This window comes from Serratia sp. C2(1), from assembly GCF_036352655.1.
GTDB classification, from domain to species: Bacteria; Pseudomonadota; Gammaproteobacteria; order Enterobacterales; family Enterobacteriaceae; genus Serratia; species Serratia inhibens.
This window is the reverse complement of the sequence record NZ_JAZFBA010000001.1, coordinates 1441654-1465791: the sequence shown is the minus strand read 5'-3', so window position 1 is coordinate 1465791 and position 24138 is coordinate 1441654. Positions and strand designations below refer to the sequence as shown.

Sequence of the window (24138 nt, the reverse complement as noted above, 5' to 3'; positions counted from 1 at the left end):
CCTTCAACGCCATCCTCTGGCTTTAATCCGCTCCAGCCGCTGCTGTAAATCCGCCACTTCCGTGACGCCGTCACTGTCACCGCGCAACACATTGAAGGTGGCGTTGTAGATGGCTTTCGAGACTTGCGCATACTGCCTTTTGGTCTGCGTCGCCGGGCGTGGCATCGCCTGCGAGAAAATGCCCTTGAAGTCCGCCAAATACGGTGCCTGCGCCAATACCTTGGGATCGTCATACAGCGCGGTGCGCGACGGTGCCCAGCCCATCAGCGCCAGCGCCTTTTTCTGCGACTCGGCGTCGCTGACGATTTTCAACAGCGCTATCGCCGCCTCGGGGTTTTTGGTATAGGCGCTGATCGCCCACTGCCAACCGCCCAACGCGCTGACCGAGTTGCCGTCCGCCCCCTTTGGCAGCGGCAGCACGCCGACCTTGCCTTTGATTGCGCTGCTGTCGTCCTGCGCCAGTACGTAGGCATAGGGCCAGTTGCGCATAAACAGCGCGTCGCCGTTCTGGAATACCGCGCGGGATTCTTCCTCCATGTAACCCAACACGCCCTTCGGCGAGATAGTGCCGATCCAGCCGGCGGCTCTGTCCAATGCCTTTGCCGCCTGTGGATTGTCGATGGTGATGTTGCCGTGGGCATCGATAAATCCCCCGCCGTTCTGCGAGGCCACCCATTCCAGCGCGTTGCAGGTCAGCCCTTCGTAGGATTTGCCCTGGAACACCAGCCCCCAGAAGTTTTTATGGCCCGCCTGGCGCTCGCCCTGCTGGATACGGGTAGCGATGCGCGTCAAATCGTCCCAGGTGACCGGCGGTTGTTCGCCGTACTTTGCCAACAGATCTTTGCGGTAATAGAGCGCCCCGGTATCCAGATAAGCCGGCACCGCCTTGAGCCGGCCATTGACCAGGTTGTTCTGCCAGGCTGCGGGGAAAAAATCCTGCCGGATATCGCCCACGCTGTCGGTCAGATCCAACAGGTGTTTGTTCAACACGCCGATCCACACGGTATCGGCCTGAAACAGATCAATGGCGCTGGAATCTTTGGCGGCGAACAATTGCTGAAACAGCGACAGTTTTTCGTCGGAGGCGCGGGGAAGATCGATAAACTCCAGGGTATGGCCGGTCTGCGCCTCGAAGCGCTGCTTAATCTCGTTGCAGAACAGACGCCCTTCTTTGCTGGGGGCGCACTCCATCCGCAAGGTATCGGCCAGCGCCTGGCCGGACATTAACGCCAGTGCGGTAGCGACCATACTCGGTATCAATCTTCTCATTGCGTCCTCTCTGGTGGCGGCTGGGAATCCCGGCATATCCCCGTCATACTTGAAGCTGCATCTGTGTTGGCTGCACCCGCGCACCCCAGTCACTTAGTTGACTAAGCTCCTGGGGATTTACGGCCTTGCCGCGTTACTCGGCAAAGCCTCGCCCCGTTGGGGCCAGCGCAAGCGCTGTTCAACAAACCGTTGGTTTTGTTGTGATGCAACGCCAATTATTTTGGGCATAGGAGCAAACTATCGAAGGCGGGCTATTGGCGGAAATCGTTTTTCGTCGCTACGATATAGAAACTTTCTATATCACTAGCGGAAAACATGATCGTGGACAAAATTCTGCGGCAGTTTATCGAAGTTGCGATGTTCAAAAATGTGAGTCATGCAGCAAACAAGCTGTGCCTGAGCCAGCCGACGCTGACCCACAACATGAAGAAACTGGAAGAGAATCTGGGAGTGCAACTGCTGGAACGCACCTCCACCGGGGTCAAAACCACCGAATACGGCGATCTGCTGCTGGAACAGGCGCAAATGATGCAGCGCATTTATGACAACACGCTGATCAAACTGGCGTTTATCAAGGCGCGTCAGGAGCAGAGCCTGCGCATGGGTACCGGCCACGCCTGGTGGTATATGTTCGTGCGCGACAGTTTTAATGCCTACCGCAGCCTGCACCCCACGGTGAATATTCATATCGACCTGGGTAACCACCTGCGCCTGATGGATCTGCTGTTGGGCGGGGATATCGATATGTTTATCGGCCATGAAATTCAGGGGTTGAACCCCAAGGCCGGCATCAGCTTTTTGCCGCTGTTCGGCACCACCGACAGCATGTTCGTACGCAGCGGGCATCCGCTGGCGGGCCGGCAGATTGAGCCTGACGAATTATTGGATTACCCGTGCGTGGAACTGACGCCGGACGAAAGTCGCTATCAACATATGGTGGAAGACATGCAGCCGAAGCGGCTGGCGCGTAACCGGCTGCATTTGGCGGAACGGGTGATTTGCTCGACCAACTCGATGATGTCGGCGGTGGACATGGTCAACGATTCTGACGCGGTGATGCTGGCTTACCCCACCTGCATGGCGGGTTATTTCGCCGACTACGGCATTGTGCCGCTGAAAACGACGCAAGAAAGCCTGCGCTGCACGGTAGGCATTTACCTGATGCGCGAAAAGGCGGATGCGCCCCATGTGGTGCAGATGCAGGCGTTGATGCATCAGCACCTGGAGCAGATCCGCCCTTTGTTGCTGTAGTTATTTCTCGCCGGTCACTGCGATCAATGCCTGATACAGGGGCCGGGCGTTGCCTGGCCCCACCACCAGTTGAAACTCGGGGGTTCGGCGCGACGTTTCCACTTCCAGCAACGCTTTGACCCCATCCAGCGCCTCCATCCCTGGCCGATCCAAGCGGCTGCCATCGCGCAGTTCCGCCCGAATGCGGCTGGCGCAGTAACGCAGTTTGATGAGATTGTCCGCCCCGCCGAATGCCGCCAACACCGATGCCGCCAGCTCATGCTTTTCCATTATGCCTCCTGAGAGAGTTTGCCACACGCCGCTGCAGCATAGGCCCGGTCGCCGGGCAAAGTGAAATTGGTTTCGGCCATGAGGATATAGAGTGAATCTATGGCGAACAAAAAAACGGCAATCTTTGATATCCCTGCGCCACCGGCAGCGCTATGGTAGGCCCTGAGTTCACAGAATAACCAGGGACCGCAGATGAACCGATTAATCTGGGCTATCGTTATATCATTGCTGATCGTTTGCATGCTGCTCTACATAATGACCGGCGCCAAGGTCTGAAGCCCGACACGACGATCAAAATACGGTATCCGCGGTAATGCACGGCAGTGACATTGACTTCAGGAGAGTGAAATGAAAGCGATAATCCCTGCGATGCTGATTTTTGTCCTTTCCGGCTGTTTCAGCGGCAGAGGCGGCCCGCAAGACGTGCCGCCACCGCCGGCGCAAAACGATCCGCACACCTGCAACAACTCATCCGCCAGCGCCAACAGCGAATGTTCGCAATCGGTAGTGCCGCCGATGCATTAAGCGGCGGAGTGGCGGGCCACTGAGCAACGCCCCGGCCCGCCGGCCTCAGGCAAAGCTTAAGAAGACTGCTCTTCTTCGTTGGCCAGATTCTTCGCCTGCTGCTTCATAAACACCACTTCCTGCGGGCTGGACATGCTGACCCGCTGCGCGCGCAGCAGTTTAAGAATATTAAACAGCAATTCGCTTTTGGTGGCGCCGACCATACGCGGGCTGGCAACGTAGCCGGTCACGCTGAGGATGATGCCGTCCGGGCCGAGCTGGCTGAAACGGACATAAGGCGCCGGCGTTTCCTGAATGGCTTCATACTCCTGATAAGCGCTGAGCAGAATATTGCGCACCTGCTCAGGATCGATTTCCGTCGGGAAGGTCAACGCAATGGTCACCACGCCCTGGGCGTTGCCCATGGTGGCGTTACGCACGTTCTGCGAGATCAGCTGCGAGTTGGGCACGATCATCGTCGAACGGTCGCTGAGTTGGATTTCGGTGGCACGGATATTGATCCGGCGCACATCCCCTTCTACGCCGCCGATACCGATCATATCGCCGACTTTCACCGGCCGCTCGGTCAACAGGATCATGCCGGATATAAAGTTCTTCACAATCTCTTGCAGGCCAAAACCGATACCGACCGACAACGCACTGACGATCCACGCCAGATTACTCCACTGGATGCCCAGCGCCGCCAGGGTGATCAGGATCAACAGCACATAGCCTACATTACTGAACAATGTGACCAAGGATGCGCGAATGCCGATATCCGAGATGGTTTTCGGCAGCAGTTCCTGACTCAGCCAACGTTGGGTCACCCGCATGATATAGATGCCGATGGCCAGGCATATCACCGCGTTGATCAGGTTGCCGGGCACGATGTTCAGGCTCTTCAACCCTTCGCCACTGAGAATGGCGATAATCTTGTCCAACAGCGAGTTAGGCGTGGTAGTACCGAAGGTGCCGTTGAACAGCGCGACAATCATCAGTAACAGCAAAGAACATTTGGCGACGGCGGTGAAGATTATCGCCATCTGCTCCAAATGACGGTCCTTGAAGTTAAAGGACTTCTTGAGCATTTTGCCGCTGGCGGTTTGCGGCGAGAAAATCGCGCCGCACAGATCGACGGCAAACAGCAGCAGGAAATAGAACGCCATCAGCACCAGAGCGATCCAGATCGCCTGATAGGTCAGGAAACGGGCGAAGGCGATATAACCAATCAGCAGCGAGAACAAGATCACCAGCGAGCACACCAGCGTGCTCATGTGCAGCAACCCGCTGATGGTGGAACGTTTCTCGACGTGTTCGCCCTGCTGCTCCAGTTTGCGGCGGATGCGTTGAGCGCGCAGCGGCATCGCCAGCAACACCATGCCGATCAACCCGGCCACCAGACCATTGCCGAAAATGGTGGCGGCCAGGCTGGCGCTCACCACGTTATTGATCAGCTCGATGGTGCCAAACGCCAGCGCCAACCCTGCCAGCAACGGCGAGAAGAAACGCAGACCGGAAGCGACGGCGTCGTCCAGCGAGGCCAAACGCCATGACGGGCGGTTAAGCGAAAGCGTCGCGCGGCCCAGTCCGGCGATCAGCGCGCAGAAGATCCCCAGCCGATTAAACCCCTCGGCGAAATCCTCCAGCATGGCGGGCAGCGGCTGCACGCGGGTAAAGGTGAGATACAGCAGATTCAGCGCAATGCCGGTGGTGATGACCGTGACGCTGACGGTCACCATCGCCATAAAACTGCGTCGCAAACGTCCGTCCGGCAGATAACGAATGCTCACCCAGGCCAGGAAACGCTCGGAGAAATAGCGGCCCCATGACCAGATAACGACCGCCAATAGCAGCAGGCCAAGGGTGCCGTAGCGCCACTCCTCCTGCCAACTGGCGTCCCACGTCTCTTTCATGGCGACATGGAACTGATCCAGCCGCTGTGCGTCATCGGCCGCAGGTTGCACGATCGGCGACCAGAACTTGACGCCCAACACGCTGCCGGTATTGAGCGCCAACTGGGTTTTGAACGCCACGCGGCGCATATCGCCGATTTGCTGCCCCAGATCGAGCACGCCGGTTCTCATCTCTTGCGCCCGTTTTAGCGCGTCATCCAGCTGTTTCTTGCTGTTGTTCAACGCGTTGCGCTGTTGTACCACGGCAGCGGTTTCAGGCATCGAACCGGCGGCGGGTTGCGGGCCCAGGACGTCCAACTGCCCCTGCAACTTTTCCTGCGCCGGTTGCAGATCGGTTGCCAGTTTCTCCAGACCCGCGGCCAGCTCGTCGGTGGTCTGCCTCAGCTTGCTGAGCTGGGTATCTGTGCTGGCCTTGGAGACCTGCTGTTTAATGCCGTCCAGCTGCTTTTGGTAGTTTTTCAGCGCGATGGCGGCATCCGGTGCGCTGATGTCAACAGGGTCATCCTCAGCGGCGACGCCGGTCAGCGGTACCAACTGCAACCCAAACAACAGGAACAGGAAAAGAATGATCTGACGGGGTTTTAACATAAATTCAGTGCTCGGCATTGGCATGATAGACAAACGAAACAAACGGGCCGGTATTGATTAGTTACCGGCCCGTTTGGTTAAGCATAAACTGGGATTATGATAGCTGCTTAATCCGAGCTTAAATATCAGTATTATTCCCATTCAGCAAGATTATTCCTACTGCTGCTTCGCCGCGAACGACATGACCGGAAACCTGGCCGCTTTTGGTCCTTAGCTTACTGATAACCCGAGTTATTGGGCAGTGGCGTATCCTGAAGAATCCCCTTATACTCAGCTCACCTATTAACCAACATTATAAAAGGAGGATTACTATGCCGATGTGTGAATTGTTTATTTACTCACACTTCTATAGTAATTGCCGCTGCTCAAGCATTACCGGTATCGTGCTGCGATAACCCAGGCTTGAGCGAAGCTTACTAAAATCTGAGTCCCTTCCCTCCGGCTTACCGGGTTGTCGTCAGCGATGTTTGACGATAGGCATTTGCATGCCTGTAACTCTTGAGTAAGCAATGAGCACATTATTATCTGCACAATCCGTCGGTTACGACAACGCGTTCGGCCCGCTGCTGGCTGAGGTTTCCTTCAGCCTGAAAAAAGGCGATCGCATCGGTTTAATCGGCCACAACGGCTGCGGCAAAAGCACTCTGCTTAAAATCCTCAGCGGCGATCTGTCTGCCGGCTGTGGCAGCGTTACCCTCTCTCATCAGTGCCTGATGGCGCGAGTGGAACAGCATCTTCCCCCAGAACTGCACGGCTGCACCCTGCTGGAGGCGGTACTGGCGCGCCTGCCGGAAAACCAGCGCGTCAGCGAAAGTTGGCGAGCCGAAGTCCTGCTGGCCCAACTGGGGTTTGCCGCGTCCTCCTGGACACTGACCGCCGGCACCCTGAGCGGTGGCCAGCATACTCGCCTGCTGCTGGCGCGCGCGCTGATACGTCGGCCGGACCTGCTGTTGCTGGATGAACCCAGCAACCATCTGGATCTCCCGACGCTGTTGTGGCTCGAACGGTTCCTGCAAGGCTGGTCGGGCAGTTTCGTGCTGGTGTCCCACGATCGCTACCTGCTGGATAAGGTGACCAACTGTACCTGGATCCTGCGCGACAACACCCTGCAGTTCTTCCGCTTGCCCTGCTCTGCGGCGCGTCAGGCGCTGAGGGAGAAGGACGCGGCGGATACGCATCGCCGTCAGGCGGAGCAAAAGGAGATCGAGCGGGTGGAAAAAAGCGCCCAGCGGCTGGCGGTCTGGGGGCGGGTGTACGACAACGAGGATCTGGCCCGCAAGGCCAAACAGATGGAAAAACGGGTCGATCGTCTGAAAGAGGAGCAAACCCGGTTGACGGCAGGTACCCAGTGGCGGCTCCGGCTGCGGGGCGAAGCCCTGGACGCCGATCGCCTGTTGGCTCTGCCGCAGCTGGATGTACGCCCGGCAGCCGATGCGCCGGTGCTGTTTCGCCTGGCGCATCTGCGGGTGAAAAGCGGCGATCGCATCGCCATCGTTGGCCGTAACGGCTGCGGTAAATCCTCGCTGTTGCAGCATCTGTGGCGGGAATACCAAAGCGCCGTTTGCGGTGACGTGGTATTCCACCCCAGGGTGCGTATCGGGTATTACGATCAGAGCCTTCAGCAGTTGCGGGATGGCGATACGCTGAGCGAGGCGTTGACGCACTTCGCTCCGCTGACCGAAGAACAGAGCAAAATGGCGCTGATTGGTGCCGGCTTCCCTTATCTGCGCCATCAGCAACGGATCAGCGCCCTGAGCGGCGGCGAGCGTTCGCGCCTGCTGTTTGTCGGCCTGACGCTGGCCAACCATTCGCTGTTGCTGCTCGACGAACCGACCAACCATCTGGACATGGAGGGCAAAGAAGAGCTGGCGGAAACCCTGCGCGAGTTTGCGGGCGCAGTGATGCTGGTCACTCACGACAGGATGCTGATAGAAAACAGTTGCAACCGCTTCTGGCTGATTGACCATCAACAACTGGAAGAGTGGCAGGATCTGGAACCGGTCTATGCCCGGCTGGCGGAAGAACCCGGTGCCGAACCCCACGCGGCAAGGCAAACCGCCTCCGGCGACAGCGAGAGGCTACACCATGACGAGGAGCGACTGCTGGCCTGCCTGTTCGAACTCGAGGCTAAACTGCAGGAAGATTTGGCGCGCAAAACCAGGCACCAAAAACCGGCGTTGCAACGGCAATGGCGCAACGAAATGGCTGAAATCACCGTCCGGCTGAAGCTGGACTGACCTTCACAGGCCGCCTGTTTTGGCGGCCTTTCTATTATCCCCGATACCGGCTTACCGGAGTGCGTACTTAAATCCAGACATCGTTGACCGCAGTACGTTCTCCCCGTTCGTCACCGGTGTTCAATACGCCGCGAGGTTCGATAAGCATCAGTTGGGTTTCGATCTCGGCAGAGGTTTTGTGTTCGATGCCGCGCGGGACCACATACATCTCGCCTGCATTGACCAGCACATGACCATCGCGAAAATCAATGCGCAAAACGCCGTCCAACACGATAAGGGTTTCATCGGTTTCGGCATGCGTATGCCAGACGAAGTCACCGTGAATTTTGACCACTTTAAACTGGTAATCATTCATCTCGGCAATCACTTTCGGCTGCCATTGTTCAGTAAACAGAGAGAGTTTATGAGCGAAATTAATAGGTTGATGCATTTTCAGGCTCCTTGGTTAACAGGAGCCCAGCATAGGGGACCCGGCGGGCGGCAATCTTGAATGATTGTGCAACTTCCGGCTCAACCTCCTTTGATAAACCTCAGCCAGCGGCCAGGAGAAACGCCAAAATTGCTGATAAATTGGCGTGTCATGTGGCTTTGGTCCGCAAAGCCCGCATCGATTGAAACATCGGCCAGGTTATGGCCCGCCAACATCCGCCGCCTGCAATGTTCAAGGCGGCGCATAGTGACGTAGCGGTAGGGGCTGGTGCCAAACAGCACCCGAAAATCCCGGCTCAGACTCCAGCGATCTCGGCCGCTGACCAAAGAAAGCTCATCCAGGGTAATATTCTTATCGAAACAGGAATGGATATATTCCCTTGCCCTTTCAGCCGCCTGATAGTCAAACGCCCGCCGTTGATAACGTTGCCCCCCGACAATGGCCAGGGTTTGCGCCAGGTCATAAAGCGCATCCTCTTCCTCAAGCGTTTCAAACGGATCGTCCATGGCCCTGAGCAAGGGTTGAGCCGCAGCAAAAAGCCTTGGGTCACCGGAAAGACCGCCCGGAATAAAGGGCAACGGCTTGCCGCCGAGTATCTTTTGGATTAATGCAGGTTCGATATAAACCATGCGGTACTGAAACCCCTCTTCCGTGCCGGCCTCCCCGTCATGGAGTTCGTCCGGATGCAATACCAGGGTGCCGCCGGGTAGGCTGTGACGCCTGCCGCCACGATAGTTAAAACTTTGCACACCGGACAAGGTGCGGCCAATGGCGTAGGTATCGTGGCGATGGAGCTCATAGCCGTGGCCACCGAAAAAGGCTTCGATACGCTCAATTTGCATTGGCGACCGGGCCGGTTTTACCCAGTCTTGCAGGTCTTTACTTCGTGACATGGGGAGGTACCTGCGCTGTCGAGACAACGATGATTGGAGGAAGGCTATTGATAATCGTTAAAGCTCGCGTTGGCTAGTCGGTCCGTTAAAAATGACCATTTCAAGATAATGAAAGTCGAAATCTCGGCATAAAGACAGTTTTTTACCCGCTAATCTGGACGCATTCTCATTGAAGAGTGCAACCCATGTTGATATCCAAAAGGCTGACGATTGCCTTACTTCCCTTGTTATCTGCTGGCTGCGTGGTAGGCCCAGATCAACCTCCCCTCACCACTCTGCCGCTCGCGGCTGAGCCTTTGGCAAAAAACCAAACTATCACGCCGGATACGCCGGATAAATGGTGGTCTTTGTATCAGGATCCCGCCTTAAACCAGGCCGTCGAGCAGGCGTTGAGCAACAACCGGGATCTGCGTGCGGCAGCGGCAAACGTGCTTGCGGCCCAGGCGATTCTACGCGAAACCGATGCGCAAAAACTGCCCGGCACAAGTTTCTCTGCCAAAGGTGGATATGGCAGTTCGCTCGACGATCAAATCGAGGCGGCATTAGGTCAAAGCGACAAGATCCGCACCGGGAGCCGCTATAGCGCCGGGATCGATCTGCAATGGGAACTCGACCTGTTTGGCCGCCTGCGTTCACAATCCGGCGCGGCACAAGCAGGCACGGAGTCTGCTCAGGCCGAAGAAGACGGTGTGCGCGTGTGGGTTGCCGCCGAAACAACCCGAGCCTGGCTCAGCGCCTGCAGTTACGGCCAACGGATCGGTATTGCTCAACGGGCTTTGGCGCAGGTTGAGCAAGGGCAGCAGATTACCGAAGCGCTGTATCAATCCGGGGCCGGCGTCATGCTGGATGTGGTTCGCGCTCAAGGTTTGGTTTACCAAACTCGCGCCGAGCTGCCGCTGTTGAAAGCCAAACGTCAGCGCGCACTTGCTGAACTCGCCGTGCTAATGGGCCGCCTGCCTTCCAATCCCCCCGCACAGGCGCTTGCCTGCCTGAAACCGCCAACGTTGGCGTATCGCGGCTTGCCTGACAACGACGGCTTGGCCCTGTTACGCCGTCGCCCCGATGTGCGCACGGCACAACAACAGCTTGTCGCCGCAACGGCCAACCTCCGCGTAGCGACCACCGATCTCTATCCGCGAATTTCGCTGGGGGCCAACATGCTCAGCTCCGCTCACCAGCCTGAAGATTGGGGTAACAGCGGTGCCACCGTCTGGAGCATCGGGCCGCTGATCTCATGGTCCTTCCCCAATATCACTGAGGCCCGCGCACGCATCGCTCAGGCAGGAGCCAAAGAAAGCGCGGCACTCGCGCATTTTGACGGCGCGATTTTGGCTGCGCTGAAAGAGGTACAGGTGAGCCTGACAAACTATGACTCCGCCCTGCAGCGGCAAAAACTCCTTCAGCAGACTGCCGAAAACAGTCGACAAGCGCTGAAGCTATCGACGCTTGCCTATCAGGACGGTGCGGCAACCGCTCTCGACTATCTCGATAACCAACGTAACGACGTCGCCGTTCAGAGTGAATTGGCGCGCGCAAATACGCGGGTGATTGAGGCTCAGGTGACGTTATTTAAAGCCCTGGGCGGCGGGTGGCAGCAGGCTCCCTCTGTGGTGCTCCCGGTCCCTCAGCGGTCTAAAACCGTTTCCAGCATGTTATTTCCTCCTGTTTTTAAAAGAGAATCATAATAATGACCGAAAATACTTCGCCTGCTAAAACGCCGGTTTTTGCTACCCGACGCGCAAAACCACGGCCCCGAACTCTGGCCGGCATCCTGTTGGTCACCCTGTTGGCGTTGGCGTGGGGAACTTACTGGTGGACCACTGGCCGCTGGATGATCGAGACCGATGACGCCTATGCGCGCGCCGACATTGTCACGCTGGCGCCCCGCATCAACGGCTATCTGGTCGCCGTGGAGGTGCAGGACAATCAACAGGTAAAAGCCGGCCAGGTACTGGCCCGAATCGACGCCCGCGATTATCAGGCCAAGGTTGATCTGGCCGAGGCCGCCGTCGCGGCGGCGGTTGCCGACAATGACGTGAAACAGGCGCGTATCGCCAACCTGGTCGCTCGCCAGCAGCAGCAGGCAAGCCTGATTGCGGAAGCTCAAGCCGCCGTCCGCGCCGCCGTCGCAGAATCAAATCGCTCGGCATTGGAGGACCAGCGCCAGCATCGCCTGGTTCGCCAAAACATCAGCAGCGCCCAACAGGTAGAATCGGCTGACGCGGATGCCCGTAAAACCGCCGCACAGCTGGCACAGACCCAGGCGCGACTCGCTAGCCAGCAGCAGGCGCTGTCCGTACTCGCCAGCAGCCAACAGGCTACCGAGGCCGAGCTGGACAAAGCGAAAGCCATGCAGACGCAAGCGCAGGCCATGCTGGCAATCGCGCGCATTAATCTGGCGAGCACCCGGATTGTCAGTCCGATCGACGGTACTGTGGGTGAGCATGTTTTGCGGGCCGGCCAATATGTCGAGACGGGTTCGCCGCTGCTTGCCGTGGTTCCCGGCAATACTTACGTGATTGCCAACTTTAAGGAAACGCAAATTGACCCAATGCGGGTTGGCCAACCTGCCGAGGTACGGGTAGATGCGTTTGATGGGCAGGTTTTCAAGGGCAAGATCGAAAGCTTTTCCCCTGCGTCCGGAGCACAATTTGCGCTGCTTCCCCCGGATAACGCCACCGGAAACTTTACCAAAATCGTCCAGCGGATGCCGGTGCGAATTCGCCTTGATGCCGGCCAGCCAAGGGTTGAACAGGTCCGCCCCGGAATGTCGGTGATGGTGACGGTGGACACGCGCCATGAATAGCCGTATCTCGACCCAGGCCACGGTCATGCCCACCACAGACAAGATCTCGTTACGCACCTGGGTGGCCGTATTGGGCAGCGTCGTCGGCTGTTTTATGGCGGGCATGAATGTACACGTCACCAACGCCTCATTACCCGACGTTAGGGGTTCGCTGGGCGCCACCTTTGAAGAAGGATCCTGGATCACCACCGCCTATCTGGTGGCCGAAATCATCATCATCCCGATAACCGGGTGGTTAGTCTCGATATTTTCCATGCGCCGCGTGCTGATGGTCGGAACCTCTGGATTTGTGCTCTTCTCCATGGCCTGCTCGCTGGCGCCCAATATTCAGACCATGATCCTCGCCCGTGCGCTGCAGGGCGCGTTTGGCGGCGTGCTGATCCCCTTGTCGTTTCAGCTAATCGTCGGCGAATTGCCCCCTCACAAGCATTCTCTCGGCATGGCGCTGTTTGCGGTGGCTAACAATGTTGCGCAGGCGGCAGGCCCATCACTGGGCGGTTGGTTAACCGATGCCTATTCATGGCGCTGGATATTTTATCTGCAAGTGCCCCCTGGGATAGTGCTGCTGGCCGCCATTGGCTGGTCGGTCAAACCGCAGCCCATGCGGCTCGAGAAACTCAAACAGGGTGACTGGTGGGGAATTATCACCATGGCGATGGGTCTTTCCGCTCTGCAAATCATGCTGGAGGAAGGTGGGCGAGAGGACTGGTTCGCTTCGTCTTTTATCGTCAATTGCACCTTGCTGGCCGTGTTGGGCATTGCCGGTTTTATTTACGCGGAGCTTAAAAGCAAAACGCCGTTTATTAATTTGCGCTTGCTGGGCCGCTATAATTTCGGCCTCGCCAGCCTGATGCAGTTTTGCTTCGGCGCAGTGGTGTTTGGCGTGGTGTTTCTGGTGCCCAACTATTTCGCCGAAGTGCACGGTTACAACGCCAGCCAGATCGGGGCAATGATGATCCCTTACGGCATTATTCAATTTATCATGTCGTTCGCTACGCCTCGATTGATGCGCTGGACCAGCGCACGCACCGCGATCGTGGCCGGATTCTTGATTACCGGCCTCGGTTGCCTGATGAACATTCATCTCAATCCCGATGCGGCTTATAACGTGATTGTTCCTTCGCTGATCGTGCGCGGCATCGGGCAATCGTTAGTGGTGGTGGCGTTGGGGGTGATGGCAATTCAAGGGCTGGAAAAGGATCAGGTGGGATCGGCATCGGGGCTTTTTTCGATGGTGCGCAACATCGGCGGGGCTATCGGTATCGCCCTTTCCAGCCAGATCGTGGTTGAGCGTGAAAAACTGCATGCGCAGCGCATTGGCGAATCGGTGACCTCTTTTGCTCAGGCGACGCAGGAACGGCTGGTCGAGACGGTCAGAATGCTCTCGCACGGTCATCTCGATCACGCCGCGGCCCTGTATGGCGCGGGGGCGGCAAGGTTGCGCCTGCAGGCTTTGGGGTTGATTGATCAGATCGTGCGTCGTGATGCCCTGCTGCTGGCCTACAGCGACGCTTTTTACCTTGCCGGCCTGGCAATGCTGGCCTGCGTGCTGGCTGGGTTCTTTTTGCGAAAAAACTGATCGTTAGCGATAAAACTCGGAAGGCCGCAATCCAAACTGGCGTTTAAAGGCGGCGGCAAAGGCGCTTTGGCTTTCGTAACCGTGTTGCAGCGCCACCTGCACAATCGGCATGCCTTGAGCCAGGCATTCGAGTGACAAAAGCAGGCGCGCCTGCTGCCGCCAACGTCCAAAGGTAATGCCGGTTTGCCGCTGAAACTGACGATGGAACGTCTTGGCGCTCATCGCCAAATCAGCGGCCCAGTCATCGGCGGCGCGATTATCGGCGGGATCTTCGGACAGTGTCTGGCAAACGCGCAGTATCCGCGCATCCTGCGGCCAGGGAAGATTAAAGGGCAGCACGGGCAAAGAACACAGCTCATCGAGGATAAAACGCATCAAACGGCCGTCGCGGCTTTGCAGATCGTAATGACCCGTGACTTTGGTCGCGGCAAGGATCAACTCACGCAGCAAAGGTGAAATCTCGATCACGCAGTCTGCGTCGGGCAGTCCGGGAATAGCATCCTGATTGACGAAAATACTGCGCATTCGCGCCACACCACGCATACGCACGGTGTGACTGACGCCGGCTATCAGCCACACGCCCCGGCTCGGCGGGACGACCCAGCGGCCTACGTCCGTTTCAATGACCAACACCCCTTCAACCGCATAAACCAGCTGCGAACGCCGATGGCTGTGCGCGGCAATCACGTGGCCGTTGGCGTAATCGACGGCTACGCCGGTGACGGGCATCGCGATGGAATCGTGATAGTGATCGGAAGCAAACTCGGCCATCGCTCGTCCTCGCGTTTCAAACAGTAATACCAACTTGTTGGTTTACCGATACTTTATCTTGTTTAAGCCTTTATTGTCATCCCACTGTCGCCGCATGCAGGTTCACAAAGCGGGTTTGATCGGTTCCACGTGCCCTATCGCCCGCGAAATGGTGGGGTAAAGCGCCCGCAGTTGGCGTTCTATACGGTCCACCGCGTCGTGAGCCGCCACAATGGACGCAGCCGGCGACACCCGACAATGGAAATTGACGATAATGCCCTCTGCCGTTTTGCGCGCCCGAATGTTATGCACGTCCTGCACCATCACCCCCTTCTCCACCGCGGTGCGCAGGATCTGGCGAATGTTGGCCAGTTCATCCGGCTCTACGTCCTTACTGGCGACCCAGTGATGCATTTGCGGTTCAAGGTGAGTTTCGATTTCCGTATCTTCGCCGATGGCCTGGCGCAGCAGGTTTTCAATCTCGCTGGCGATATCGTGCGCCTGCGCTACGCTGGCGCTGGCCGGCACCGCCAGATCCATGCTGATCGACATACGTTCCGCCAATTGCTGCAACGCCAGGTTTTGCACCACCGCGCCGTGATTGGCGGCGATCACCCGGATGCGGGTCGCCATGTCTTCATCGCTGCGGGTTTGCGGGTTGGCAATCACCGTGGCTTCGGCATGGGCATACTGCCGCTCCAGACGTTCGGCGATGGACTGCTTCAGCGCGTTGATGCGCTCCAGCGGCAAGGTGCGGCAGACGGCGACGGTCACCTCGATAAACAGGGCCGCACCGGCGTTGCGAATGCGGATATTCTCGGTCGCCAGTATCGCCGGAAAGCTCTCCAGTAACGCGCTAATCTCCTCTTTGGCACCGGCGGGCGCGGTGTCCATCAGCGAATCGAACGAACGTTTGCCCAGCTTCACGGCTGCGACCACGATAAAACAGGCCACGATCAACGCCGCAATCGCATCTGCGCGGCTGAACCCCAGCAACACAAATATCATTCCCAGCAGCACCACGGCGGAAGACAACATGTCGGAGAAAAAGTGCAGCGCGTCGGCTTCCAGCGCTGCGCTGTCGGTAGCCTTCGCCACGCGATTCAGCGCCTTGACGCGGAAATAGTCGACCACAATCGAGATCAACAGTACCGCAATCACCACCGGCGCGGCGACAATTTCATGCGCCTGCCCCAGCAGGCTGGTACCGGCCTCGTAAACAATCCAGCCCGCCGCGCCCAACAGCAGCAGCACTTCAAACAAGGCCGCCAGATTTTCGACCTTGCCGTGACCAAAGTGGTGATCCTCATCGGCCGGTTTATCGCTGATGCGCACCGCCAGCCAGGTAATGCTGGTGGCGACAAAATCGGTGAAAGAGTGTATCCCTTCGGAAATAAGGCCAATACTGCCGGTAAAAATACCCGCAGCAAATTTCCCGGTCGCCAATAGTCCGCTGGCTATCATCGAGTTTCTGGCAACGGACTGTTTTTCATTTTGCATAATACGGCTCACATTCGAAGGGGAATTTATTTTTTCATTTTCGCGGACAATTGCCAGACAAAAGCAACCAGCAGCATACTACCCGAGAATGTCAGCATTAAACTAGCCAGGAATTCTGATTTACCGGTTGAATAAAAATAAATCTCATTAACACCCACAGAGATCATTAAAACGGCATAAAGCAGGCCTAAAATAAAAATAATCATTATCGTTTCACTCGTTAAAACCGCAGGTGGCGGTCAGAGCTTTATCGGTATCCTCCCCGTCGTCAATAAAAGCACTTCGGGGAGGATGCGTTCAGGCGGTTCTTCGACGTTCATTAATCATCCCATTTGGTGCTCATATAGGCAGCTAACAGGCCCAGTGAGCTGATGATACTCAGGAATCCTACAAAAATTGTCATGTTTCCCATTATTATTTCCTCAGTTAACGGTTATCGATAAAAACCTCTTTAATTAAAAAGTGGGTTAAAGGATTGTTCATTGCTATTAACGCGCCTCCCTTTGGCTGAGATAAAAATGCCCGCTCCGGCAGCGACACGAAGCGGATCCCGGTTTAAATATGCAGAATGTACTGGGCAATTTTGAAATAAATAATCAGGCCGGTACCGTCAATAAAGGTGGCGATAAAGGGTGCTGACACCACCGCCGGATCGATCCCCACTCTTTTCAGCAACATAGGGATAATCGAGGACACAATCGCGCTCCAGACGGTGATCGCCACCAGCGACAGGCTGACGACCATCGTCACGTCCATGCCCACCCCCATGATCCAGGCGCGAACCCAGGCGGCTATGCCGATAGTGGCGGCGATCAGCAGCGAGGTGGACACCTCTTTGCGGATCACCGCGCCCAGGTTGCGCAGGCTGACTTCGCCCAGCGCCATGGCGCGTACCAGTGTGGATGTGATCTGCGTCCCGCTGTTACCGCCGGTGCCAATCAGCAGCGGGATGAAAAACGCCAGCGCGATCGCCGCTTCCAACTGATCTTCAAACGCCTTCAGTACGTTGCCGGTGTAGGCTTCGGCGACGAACAGCATCAGCAACCAAACCGAACGTTTGCGCCACAGCGCCCAGGGGCTGGTTTCCAGATAGGGCTTGTCCAGCGGCAGGCTGGCGCCCTGTCGTTGCGCATCCTCGGTGTTTTCATCCTCAATCAGTTGGGCGATTTCTTTTTCCCCCAACACCCCAACCAAGGTTTTATTCACCACCACCGGCACCACGTCCAACCCGCCCTTACTCAATAAATGGGCAACGTCATTACGATCGTCGTCGGGCGATACCTGGAAATAGCTGTGGTTAATCATTACCCCAACGGTTTTATCATCGTCCGCGCACTGCAACAATTTTTTAACCGACAGCGTGCCGCGCAATTGATAATCGTCGGCGGTGACAAACAGCTGAGCCGGAATTTCGTCCGTTTTAAGCTGTGAAAGGAAATATTCCTTGGCTTTATTGACCGTCATATTACCGGGGACGGTAATGAAATTGGCGTTCATATAGTTGGCTACCGAAGACTCGTCGAGAGTTTCAGTATGGGCCAGCGCCGCGGATGAGTAATTTTGATGTGACTTCATCATGTCAGTCCCTATTTCTGTTTAAACTTCAACAGCGAATCGCATAGGGGCGTTAACCACAGAGGGAGTGCAGACAGCCTATCTCCGCGTCCAGGTTTTAGCACTATACAACGTATCTGATGTATTTATCAGAAGTTACCTTGGGCTAAACCTTAATCCGATAAAGCCTGTCTTAACCTTGGGCATCTCTCGATGTCGTCAGATCAGTAACCTGTGTTTGTATAGGAGCCTCGCCAAACGAGATACTGCATATAAACTACGAGGGGCATTATAGACGCGTTTTTTGGGCGACGGGCGTAAATCTGGCCGGCCGTTTATGAAATATTTAGAAAAAACAATGTTAACCGTAAAGACAATAAAAGCACCTCCCTATTAATACGATATCTGCGAGCAAAATTCTTTGTCTGCTTCATCAAGATGAAAAATGGTGGTCACCATTCTGTCGGCTGTAGCCCAGACCGAGCGGCAGAGAGTTCTGGAATGTACAAACGAAGGCAGACAGGAAGCAAAACTGAAAGGCATCCGCTTCAGCCGCAAGCGAACAATAAACCGGGAACAGGTGTTGGCTCTACGGCAGGAAGGGTTGGGAGCATCAGAAATAGCCCGGCGACTGAATATTGCCCGCTCCACAGTCTATAAAACGTCTGGCAAGGCGTAAATATTCCACATTTTCTTTGCCAGTGCATAATGTTTATTTAAATAAAATTGCGCTATTCTGCGCTTTTATTAATTCTACAAATCAGACAGGAAGTCAGCATGATAATCAGCCCGCCGTTTATCCGCCCCAGGAACCCAGGAGAAAGTGATCCGTCATGGGTTAGCAGGATGATGCCCGTGGATATAAACCGGGACTTCCCGCTCAACCGGCACGCGTCATGGCACGGTGGCGTGCATGTTCTCCACACTGACCGCCATGGTGAGGAAGGCTACGACCGCATTGAGCTCGTCTGCGCCATTGCAGATGGGGAAGTTGTTTCTTTTCGTTCTCCGTCTTCCACAGACAAACGCGATACTTTCCCGCTGAATTATGATGGCAGAACCGATGACGGGTATGTGCTGCTGAAGCATCAGACCGATATCGGTGAAAACTGTAGTGTCGTGTATTACTCCCTGTACATGCATCTCATGGACCGACTGGACCCATCAATCAGGGGCGGAGCAAAAGTCTGGCGCAAGGACCGCATTGGGCAGAGTGGTATGGTTAGCGAAACCAATGCTTTTCATTTTCAGGTGTTCTGTGACAACGAAAACATGCTGAAACTGACCGGGCGCACCACCCCCGAACTGGATATCACTCGTGACGGCAGAACCGATACCCTTTACGGCGATATTCACTTTTATCTTCCTCCCGGTACAGGTTTTTACGAATCTGTGTCTGACGCGGCCTCACCAGGTACGAACCGCCTGAATCCCGTTTACACCAGCTCAGAACCGCTGTTCGTCAGCATGACCTTCGAAAAAGGCGACTGCACGATGGTCACCCGCAGGCAGAACACCACCACGGAATTATTCGACCTCGTGGGGGAGCCGCTGGTGAATACAGATGCCAGTCCGGCAGACAATTCCATTGTCGGGACATCTCTGAAATATGAATATAATCTCCAAAGGACAGCCTGCCGTCTGTACCCGCAGAACCCGTCTGCCGGGTTCGAACTGCTCCGCTTCGGGCGGGTCATCAGTACCGGGCATGAAACCCTGACGCCTGCTGATGCCCCGCTGTGGCGCACCGTCAGCTTTCCCGGCGGAACGGGCATGGTCAACCTGGCCTCTTCCGACATCAAAAAATTCAGCGATGCCGACTTCCCGCACTGGACGGGCTGGCGAATGGTGGACGATGACACGGACAACAACAGCCAGTGCAATTCCCCCCTTATCGCCGGACTGCAGGAAAGCGGACATCTCAGCGACCTGAGCAGCCGTCTGGTCTGTCATTTCCCACTCGAATGGAATGCAGCCACCTTTGACCAGCGTTATACTTGGCTAAAAACCGGTACCGACAATATCTCCGCCATGTCTGAAGAGGACTACGACAGGCTAAAAAGCCATGCTACAGCACTGTGCTTTGACATGGGCGAACTCAGCACCGGAAGGCTGTGGCATTTTCCTCCGATAGCCTTCATCAGCCACTTTCGTAAGTGCTGCTGGCTCAGTAAATCAGAATTGAAGCAGATTGTTCCCCGGAACGCATTAAGAATGGCCGGGCGGAATGAATACCGCTGGGAGGCCGTCACCTACCGGGACGGCGTCGGCAGCGTTGCGGACACTATCCGTACGCACATGAACAAAGCGATGCAGAAATACCTGATCACCCCCCCACTGCGCATCGCCTGTTTTCTGGGAAATGGCATTCAGGAAACGGGCTGGCTGGGATCAATGGAAGAGGGTTACCGCTATACGGAAACAGACCCGCGTACGCATCAGGTCATCCGCCGCTACAACATTTGGTATTATCCGTGGTACGGGCGCGGCCTGTTACAGCTTACCAGCCCAGTGAATTACTTTGATTATTTCAGCTTCAGGGGACGAACCTGCCCTGAAAATATCAGGAGCACCCTGAAAAATGAATACAATCGTCTGTATTCACACCGGCCCCTTCGCTACTCTGACAATCACCTGTCTGATGCGGAAAACCATGTCCCGGAGAACATTCTCCAGTGGCGGAATAACGTCAGCAGCGACCTGCATGAGGCCGCCAGCAGCGCCGGATTTTACTGGGTGGCAAAGAATATGGCTCCCTACGCCGATGCCGAACACGTGCTGGAGCGGTGCAGCGTCACCCCCCGGCGGAGCGGGATAAAGATTTACTATCGCAGCCCGGCCTTCTGGCGGGCCAGCGCCGCCGTTAACCTGCCAGGCCAAGTCAACAACGAAGACTATCAGGGACTGAATGGCTTTGATACCCGCTGCTGCGTCTACGGCAGTGCGATAGCCGTGCTCACCGAACAGAAATTCCCGGACAGTAATAACAACCCGGTCAACGAAAAACCTGAATCAGACCAGCTAAGGAGAGGCTGATGAAAAAATTATTACTGCTTGCGGTAGTTCCCTTTTTTTCCTATGGAAAAATAACGCCGGATATTACCACTCCAGACAAATTCAGTGAATTGTCTTTCGACCAGCTAATATTACACAGAGGCAACTACCTGGCGAATACGGCTGACTGCGGAGTTGTTTCATTAAAATTATTCCACCCAGCAGAGTACAATAAGTACCCGCCATCAGCGTCCTGGCTTTGTCTGTTTCCTGTTGATGTCATCAAAGACGGATACGGACCTGGGCAGGTCCTGCCTGAAAGAATCTACCTTGATAAAAAAACAGGGTTTTGGAAAAAGAAAAAGTATCCCCTGAGCAGGGAAAGCATACAGCGTTCTCTGGACGTTTACGGCATCAAAAGCCTGAGCGAGTTACAGCCTGTGGATCTGTATAATATCCGGTCCGTCAATGCCCGGGGCTATGCGGTAGTAAATCGCAATATATCCCTGCAGGAAAAACAGAAAGGGGTGAAAAAAAACCTCTCATTCTGTCTGATACAAAACCAGAGCTACTCTGCTTTCTGCGGTTTTGGCTCAATGATCAACCTTGTCGACGGAAATGAAGTCGATTTCACCCCCTATATGCTTAAATCCCTTGAGACTGTCGAAATGGGGCTACCGGAAAAGTCAAATAACTGAAGGTGATTGAAATTCTTCATAAGCCCAATTCAGAGGAATATAAACAGCCAGTCTCTCAGAAGCAAAAGGATCCAACAAGGATCTTTTTGCTTATCTTGGCTTACCATAATCTCTTGGCGTGAGGCGTGAGTTTCGTTCCACTGAGCGTCAGCCCCCTATAATGGCCACGAACAAAATACCCTAAATTATCTTAATACCCGCCATGATGGCGGGCATGGGCTTACAGCGGCTGGAACAGCGTCAGTTGCAATCCGGCCGGCGCTTCCAGCCGGTTATTGATCGAATTGAAGGGCGTAACTCGCGGCTCGGACAGCACCTGCGCGCCGCCCTGCGCCAGACTGGCGGTGGTCGCGGCAATATCTGTCACCTCAAATGCCACCCTGATCCAACCGGAGACGCGCTCTCCCACCTCTATCTGGTCAATATAGGCGGCGGTGGAAGGCTCCACCAGCTCCAGCGTGGCCTTGCCCGCCTCGAGGATCGCCACCCTGCCGCTGTCCGGCGGCACCGCGTCGACCTGGGTCAGTCCCAGCCGATCGCGGTAGAAAGCCAAAGCGTTATCAAAATCTTCGGTGGTGATCACCAGACGAAGCTGTTTTACCGATGATGCAGACATGGTTATCTCCTGGTTATTTGGCTGAGTAATTTTCATCTGTTAACCTGCATACAGAAAATAACCTGCCGATGAACGGCAATTCAAAGTCATAGTTCTCAGCCAAAGATGAAAATAGCTCATCATGAAAAGAAAACTGCCGCCCCTGGGGGCACTGCGGGCTTTTGATGCGGTTGCCAGACTGCAGAGTTTTAAACTGGCTGCGGAAGAAATTGGCGTTTCGCCGACGGCCATCAGCCACCAAATTCGATTGCTGGAAAACCTGCTGGGCGTCAGCGTGTTTGAAAGAACGCCGCGCAAGGTGGAGCTGACCGATGACGGTAAGATCCTGCAACATGCCAGTGCGCAGGCGTTCAACCTGCTGCAGGCGGCGGTGGAAAATATCGGTGAACGCCATCGGCCGGCGGTGTTGACGTTGTCCGCCACCACGGCGCTGATCACCCACTGGTTGGTGCCGCGTTTACCGGCGCTGTTGCGGCAGTTCCCCGCCATTGACCTGCGGTTACACGCCGATGACCGCATTGTGGATTTGCGCAACAAACAGATTGATGTGGCGATCCGTTATGGCAACGAGCCGGATGAACTGCTGTCGCCGCGATTGCTGCAACGGGACCGCTTCGTGCTGGTCGTCAGCCCGCAGTTGAATGTCGCTTCAATCGCGGATCTGTCGCAGACCACGCTGATACACATCGATGGCCGCCAGGTGCCGCAGCCCTCCCCCGACTGGCCGCGTTGGCGCAGCGAGTTTGGCCCGACGGCACTGGCGGTCGATACCGGCCCGCGCTTTACCGACGAGGCCCACGCCATTCAAGCGGCAATCGCCGGCCAGGGTGCCGTTATCGCCAGCCAGCTGATGGTGCAGCATGCGCTGAATAGGGGCCTGCTGGTAGCGCCGTTCGAGCACTCGCTGCCGGGCGCTGCGCATTATTTTGTCAGCAACCCCGAAGGCAAGCACAGCCGCTCCGTAGCGCAACTGGCAGACTGGTTTGCGGTGGAGATGGCGGATCCTGTGAAGGCGAGCGCATGAGGGGATATTTTCAACCGGATGAATTCTCTCGACATTAGGCAATCAGCTCAGAGTATTCGGGCTGAAGCTTAATTTTTCCTTAGGGCGAGTTAATTAATGAGCGAATTTAAAAAATAAATTAATACGAATCGTTTTCACTATCATTATTAATGTTCTTGGCTACAATCGGGCCTGCTTGCGCTCGCCAGGCGATATTCGCTTTTCTTCTTCGACCTCTAAAAAGGATAACAGTATGAAGCTGCGTATTTCTTCTCTCGGCCCCATTGCCCTGCTGGCCTCATCGATGATGCTGGCGTTTTCCGCCCATGCGGCCCCTGCCGATGACGGCATCGTTATTTATAACGCCCAGCACGAAAACCTGGTGAAATCCTGGGTAGACGGCTTCACCAAAGACACCGGCATCAAGGTCACCCTGCGCAACGGCGGTGACAGCGAGTTGGGCAACCAATTGGTGCAGGAAGGCAGCGCATCCCCCGCCGACGTTTTCCTGACGGAGAACTCCCCGGCGATGGTATTGGTGGACAACGCCAAGCTGTTTGCCCCGCTGGATGCCGCGACGCTGGCGCAGGTCGAACCCCAGTACCGCCCGCAGCATGGCCGCTGGATCGGCATTGCCGCCCGTTCAACCGTATTCGTCTACAACCCGGCGAAACTGACCGAAGCGCAATTGCCTAAATCGCTGCTGGATCTGGCCAAGCCGGAATGGAAAGGCCGTTGGGCCGCGTCGCCATCCGGTGCGGATTTCCAGGCGATCGTCAGCGCGCTGCTGGAGCTGAAAGGCGAAAAAGCCACGCTGGAATGGCTGAAAGCGATGAAAACCAACTTCACCGCCTATAAGGGCAACAGCACGGTGATGAAAGCGGTCAATGCCGGCCAAATCGACAGCGGCGTGATCTATCACTATTATCCGTTCGTCGACGGTGCCAAGACCGGCGAAAACAGCAAAAACGTCAAACTTTATTACTTCAAACACCAGGATCCGGGCGCGTTCGTCAGCACCTCCGGCGGTGGCGTGCTGGCTTCCAGCAAACACCAACAACAGGCTCAGGCCTTCGTGAAGTGGATCACCGGCAAGAACGGCCAGGACATTCTGCGTACCAATAACGCCTTCGAATATGCGGTAGGCGTGAACGCGGCTTCCAATCCTAAGCTGGTGCCGCTGAAAGAGCTGGACGCGCCGAAAATCGACGCTTCACAGCTGAACGGTAAAAAAGTGGTTGAACTGATGACCGAGGCCGGGCTGCTGTAAGCCGGTTGCAGAG

21 protein-coding genes, 1 pseudogene and 1 riboswitch are annotated in these 24138 nt (G+C 55.9%); of the genes and pseudogenes, 11 read left to right on the top strand and 11 right to left on the bottom strand.

Translation table 11 applies throughout. The features are described 5' to 3' along the window. Nucleotides 1-3: 3 nt before the first annotated feature. Nucleotides 4-1269 (bottom strand): ABC transporter substrate-binding protein, encoded by a 1266-nt coding sequence (locus V2S86_RS06800; protein WP_330761770.1) that lies wholly within the window; start codon nucleotides 1267-1269, stop codon nucleotides 4-6. 315 nt (nucleotides 1270-1584) lie between these two features. Here V2S86_RS06800 and V2S86_RS06795 point away from each other — a divergent pair, with 315 nt between their 5' ends. Further along, entirely contained in the window at nucleotides 1585-2520 is a 936-nt protein-coding gene (locus tag V2S86_RS06795) for a LysR family transcriptional regulator (protein WP_330761769.1), read from the top strand. Here the strand turns inward: V2S86_RS06795 and V2S86_RS06790 are convergent, their stop codons facing one another. Next, the gene (locus V2S86_RS06790; RefSeq protein WP_330761768.1) at nucleotides 2521-2790 is read right to left on the bottom strand and encodes a PTS transporter subunit EIIB; all 270 of its coding nucleotides are present in this window, start codon (nucleotides 2788-2790) and stop codon (nucleotides 2521-2523) included. Between the two features lie 348 nt (nucleotides 2791-3138). On the opposite strand from V2S86_RS06790, the gene V2S86_RS06785 reads away from it, so the two are divergent. Continuing rightward, on the top strand, nucleotides 3139-3315 hold the full coding sequence (locus V2S86_RS06785) for a hypothetical protein (protein WP_330761767.1): 177 nt from the start codon (nucleotides 3139-3141) through the stop codon (nucleotides 3313-3315). Nucleotides 3316-3371: 56 nt separating this feature from the next. On the opposite strand, the gene V2S86_RS06780 is transcribed toward V2S86_RS06785, so the two are convergent. Next, nucleotides 3372-5795 (bottom strand): DUF3772 domain-containing protein, encoded by a 2424-nt coding sequence (locus V2S86_RS06780; RefSeq protein ID WP_330761766.1) that lies wholly within the window; start codon nucleotides 5793-5795, stop codon nucleotides 3372-3374. A gap of 509 nt (nucleotides 5796-6304) precedes the next feature. On the opposite strand from V2S86_RS06780, the gene V2S86_RS06775 reads away from it, so the two are divergent. Next, nucleotides 6305-8032, top strand: coding sequence for an ABC-F family ATP-binding cassette domain-containing protein (locus V2S86_RS06775; RefSeq protein WP_330761765.1), 1728 nt, complete (start codon nucleotides 6305-6307; stop codon nucleotides 8030-8032). 67 nt (nucleotides 8033-8099) lie between these two features. Here the strand turns inward: V2S86_RS06775 and V2S86_RS06770 are convergent, their stop codons facing one another. Both V2S86_RS06770 and V2S86_RS06765 read right to left on the bottom strand, forming a co-directional pair. After that, nucleotides 8100-8462 carry a cupin domain-containing protein gene (locus V2S86_RS06770; RefSeq protein WP_330761764.1) on the bottom strand — a complete coding sequence of 121 codons (363 nt, stop codon included), beginning with the start codon at nucleotides 8460-8462 and terminating at the stop codon, nucleotides 8100-8102. An 80-nt stretch (nucleotides 8463-8542) separates the two neighbouring features. After that, nucleotides 8543-9355: an AraC family transcriptional regulator gene (locus V2S86_RS06765; protein WP_330761763.1), complete on the bottom strand. Its 813-nt coding sequence runs from the start codon at nucleotides 9353-9355 to the stop codon at nucleotides 8543-8545. A gap of 185 nt (nucleotides 9356-9540) precedes the next feature. Between V2S86_RS06765 and V2S86_RS06760 the strand changes: the two genes are divergently transcribed. The 3 genes from V2S86_RS06760 to V2S86_RS06750 are packed head-to-tail and all read left to right on the top strand — an operon-like array spanning nucleotide 9541 to nucleotide 13740. Then, nucleotides 9541-11040 (top strand): TolC family protein, encoded by a 1500-nt coding sequence (locus tag V2S86_RS06760; RefSeq protein ID WP_330761762.1) that lies wholly within the window; start codon nucleotides 9541-9543, stop codon nucleotides 11038-11040. 2 nt (nucleotides 11041-11042) lie between these two features. Continuing rightward, entirely contained in the window at nucleotides 11043-12161 is a 1119-nt protein-coding gene (locus V2S86_RS06755; protein ID WP_330761761.1) for an HlyD family secretion protein, read from the top strand. Continuing rightward, nucleotides 12154-13740 carry a DHA2 family efflux MFS transporter permease subunit gene (locus tag V2S86_RS06750; RefSeq protein ID WP_330761760.1) on the top strand — a complete coding sequence of 529 codons (1587 nt, stop codon included), beginning with the start codon at nucleotides 12154-12156 and terminating at the stop codon, nucleotides 13738-13740. Before V2S86_RS06755 ends, V2S86_RS06750 begins: the two co-directional genes overlap by 8 nt. Before the next feature lie 3 nt (nucleotides 13741-13743). On the opposite strand, the gene V2S86_RS06745 is transcribed toward V2S86_RS06750, so the two are convergent. The 5 genes from V2S86_RS06745 to mgtE form a co-directional block, all read right to left on the bottom strand. Next, nucleotides 13744-14511, bottom strand: coding sequence for an AraC family transcriptional regulator (locus tag V2S86_RS06745; protein ID WP_330761759.1), 768 nt, complete (start codon nucleotides 14509-14511; stop codon nucleotides 13744-13746). A gap of 102 nt (nucleotides 14512-14613) precedes the next feature. Beyond that, nucleotides 14614-15990, bottom strand: a complete 1377-nt coding sequence (locus V2S86_RS06740) for a cation diffusion facilitator family transporter (RefSeq protein WP_330761758.1) — start codon at nucleotides 15988-15990, stop codon at nucleotides 14614-14616. Nucleotides 15991-16016: 26 nt separating this feature from the next. Beyond that, complete coding sequence (locus tag V2S86_RS06735) at nucleotides 16017-16196, bottom strand: hypothetical protein (protein ID WP_330761757.1); 180 nt, start codon at nucleotides 16194-16196, stop codon at nucleotides 16017-16019. Between the two features lie 113 nt (nucleotides 16197-16309). Further along, nucleotides 16310-16393, bottom strand: a complete 84-nt coding sequence (gene mgtS / locus V2S86_RS06730; protein ID WP_375190752.1) for a protein MgtS — start codon at nucleotides 16391-16393, stop codon at nucleotides 16310-16312. A gap of 152 nt (nucleotides 16394-16545) precedes the next feature. Further along, entirely contained in the window at nucleotides 16546-17568 is a 1023-nt protein-coding gene (mgtE, locus tag V2S86_RS06725) for a magnesium transporter (protein ID WP_330761756.1), read from the bottom strand. A 72-nt stretch (nucleotides 17569-17640) separates the two neighbouring features. Further along, a riboswitch (M-box (ykoK) riboswitch) is annotated at nucleotides 17641-17814 on the bottom strand. A gap of 172 nt (nucleotides 17815-17986) precedes the next feature. Between mgtE and V2S86_RS06720 the strand changes: the two are divergent. The 3 genes and pseudogenes from V2S86_RS06720 to V2S86_RS06710 all read left to right on the top strand — a co-directional run. Further along, nucleotides 17987-18223, top strand: a pseudogene (locus V2S86_RS06720) (helix-turn-helix domain-containing protein); the annotation flags it as partial. Nucleotides 18224-18321: 98 nt separating this feature from the next. After that, nucleotides 18322-20580 carry a M23 family peptidase gene (locus V2S86_RS06715; RefSeq protein WP_330761755.1) on the top strand — a complete coding sequence of 753 codons (2259 nt, stop codon included), beginning with the start codon at nucleotides 18322-18324 and terminating at the stop codon, nucleotides 20578-20580. Beyond that, nucleotides 20580-21236 (top strand): hypothetical protein, encoded by a 657-nt coding sequence (locus V2S86_RS06710; RefSeq protein ID WP_330761754.1) that lies wholly within the window; start codon nucleotides 20580-20582, stop codon nucleotides 21234-21236. Before V2S86_RS06715 ends, V2S86_RS06710 begins: the two co-directional genes overlap by 1 nt. Nucleotides 21237-21456: 220 nt before the next feature. Here V2S86_RS06710 and V2S86_RS06705 read toward each other — a convergent pair whose 3' ends face one another. Continuing rightward, on the bottom strand, nucleotides 21457-21852 hold the full coding sequence (locus V2S86_RS06705) for a VOC family protein (protein WP_330761753.1): 396 nt from the start codon (nucleotides 21850-21852) through the stop codon (nucleotides 21457-21459). Nucleotides 21853-21973: 121 nt separating this feature from the next. Between V2S86_RS06705 and V2S86_RS06700 the strand changes: the two genes are divergently transcribed. Both V2S86_RS06700 and V2S86_RS06695 read left to right on the top strand, forming a co-directional pair. Continuing rightward, the gene (locus V2S86_RS06700) at nucleotides 21974-22876 is read left to right on the top strand and encodes a LysR substrate-binding domain-containing protein (protein WP_330761752.1); all 903 of its coding nucleotides are present in this window, start codon (nucleotides 21974-21976) and stop codon (nucleotides 22874-22876) included. Nucleotides 22877-23108: 232 nt separating this feature from the next. Beyond that, nucleotides 23109-24125, top strand: coding sequence for an iron ABC transporter substrate-binding protein (locus V2S86_RS06695; RefSeq protein ID WP_330761751.1), 1017 nt, complete (start codon nucleotides 23109-23111; stop codon nucleotides 24123-24125). The last annotated feature ends 13 nt before the right edge of the window (nucleotides 24126-24138 follow it).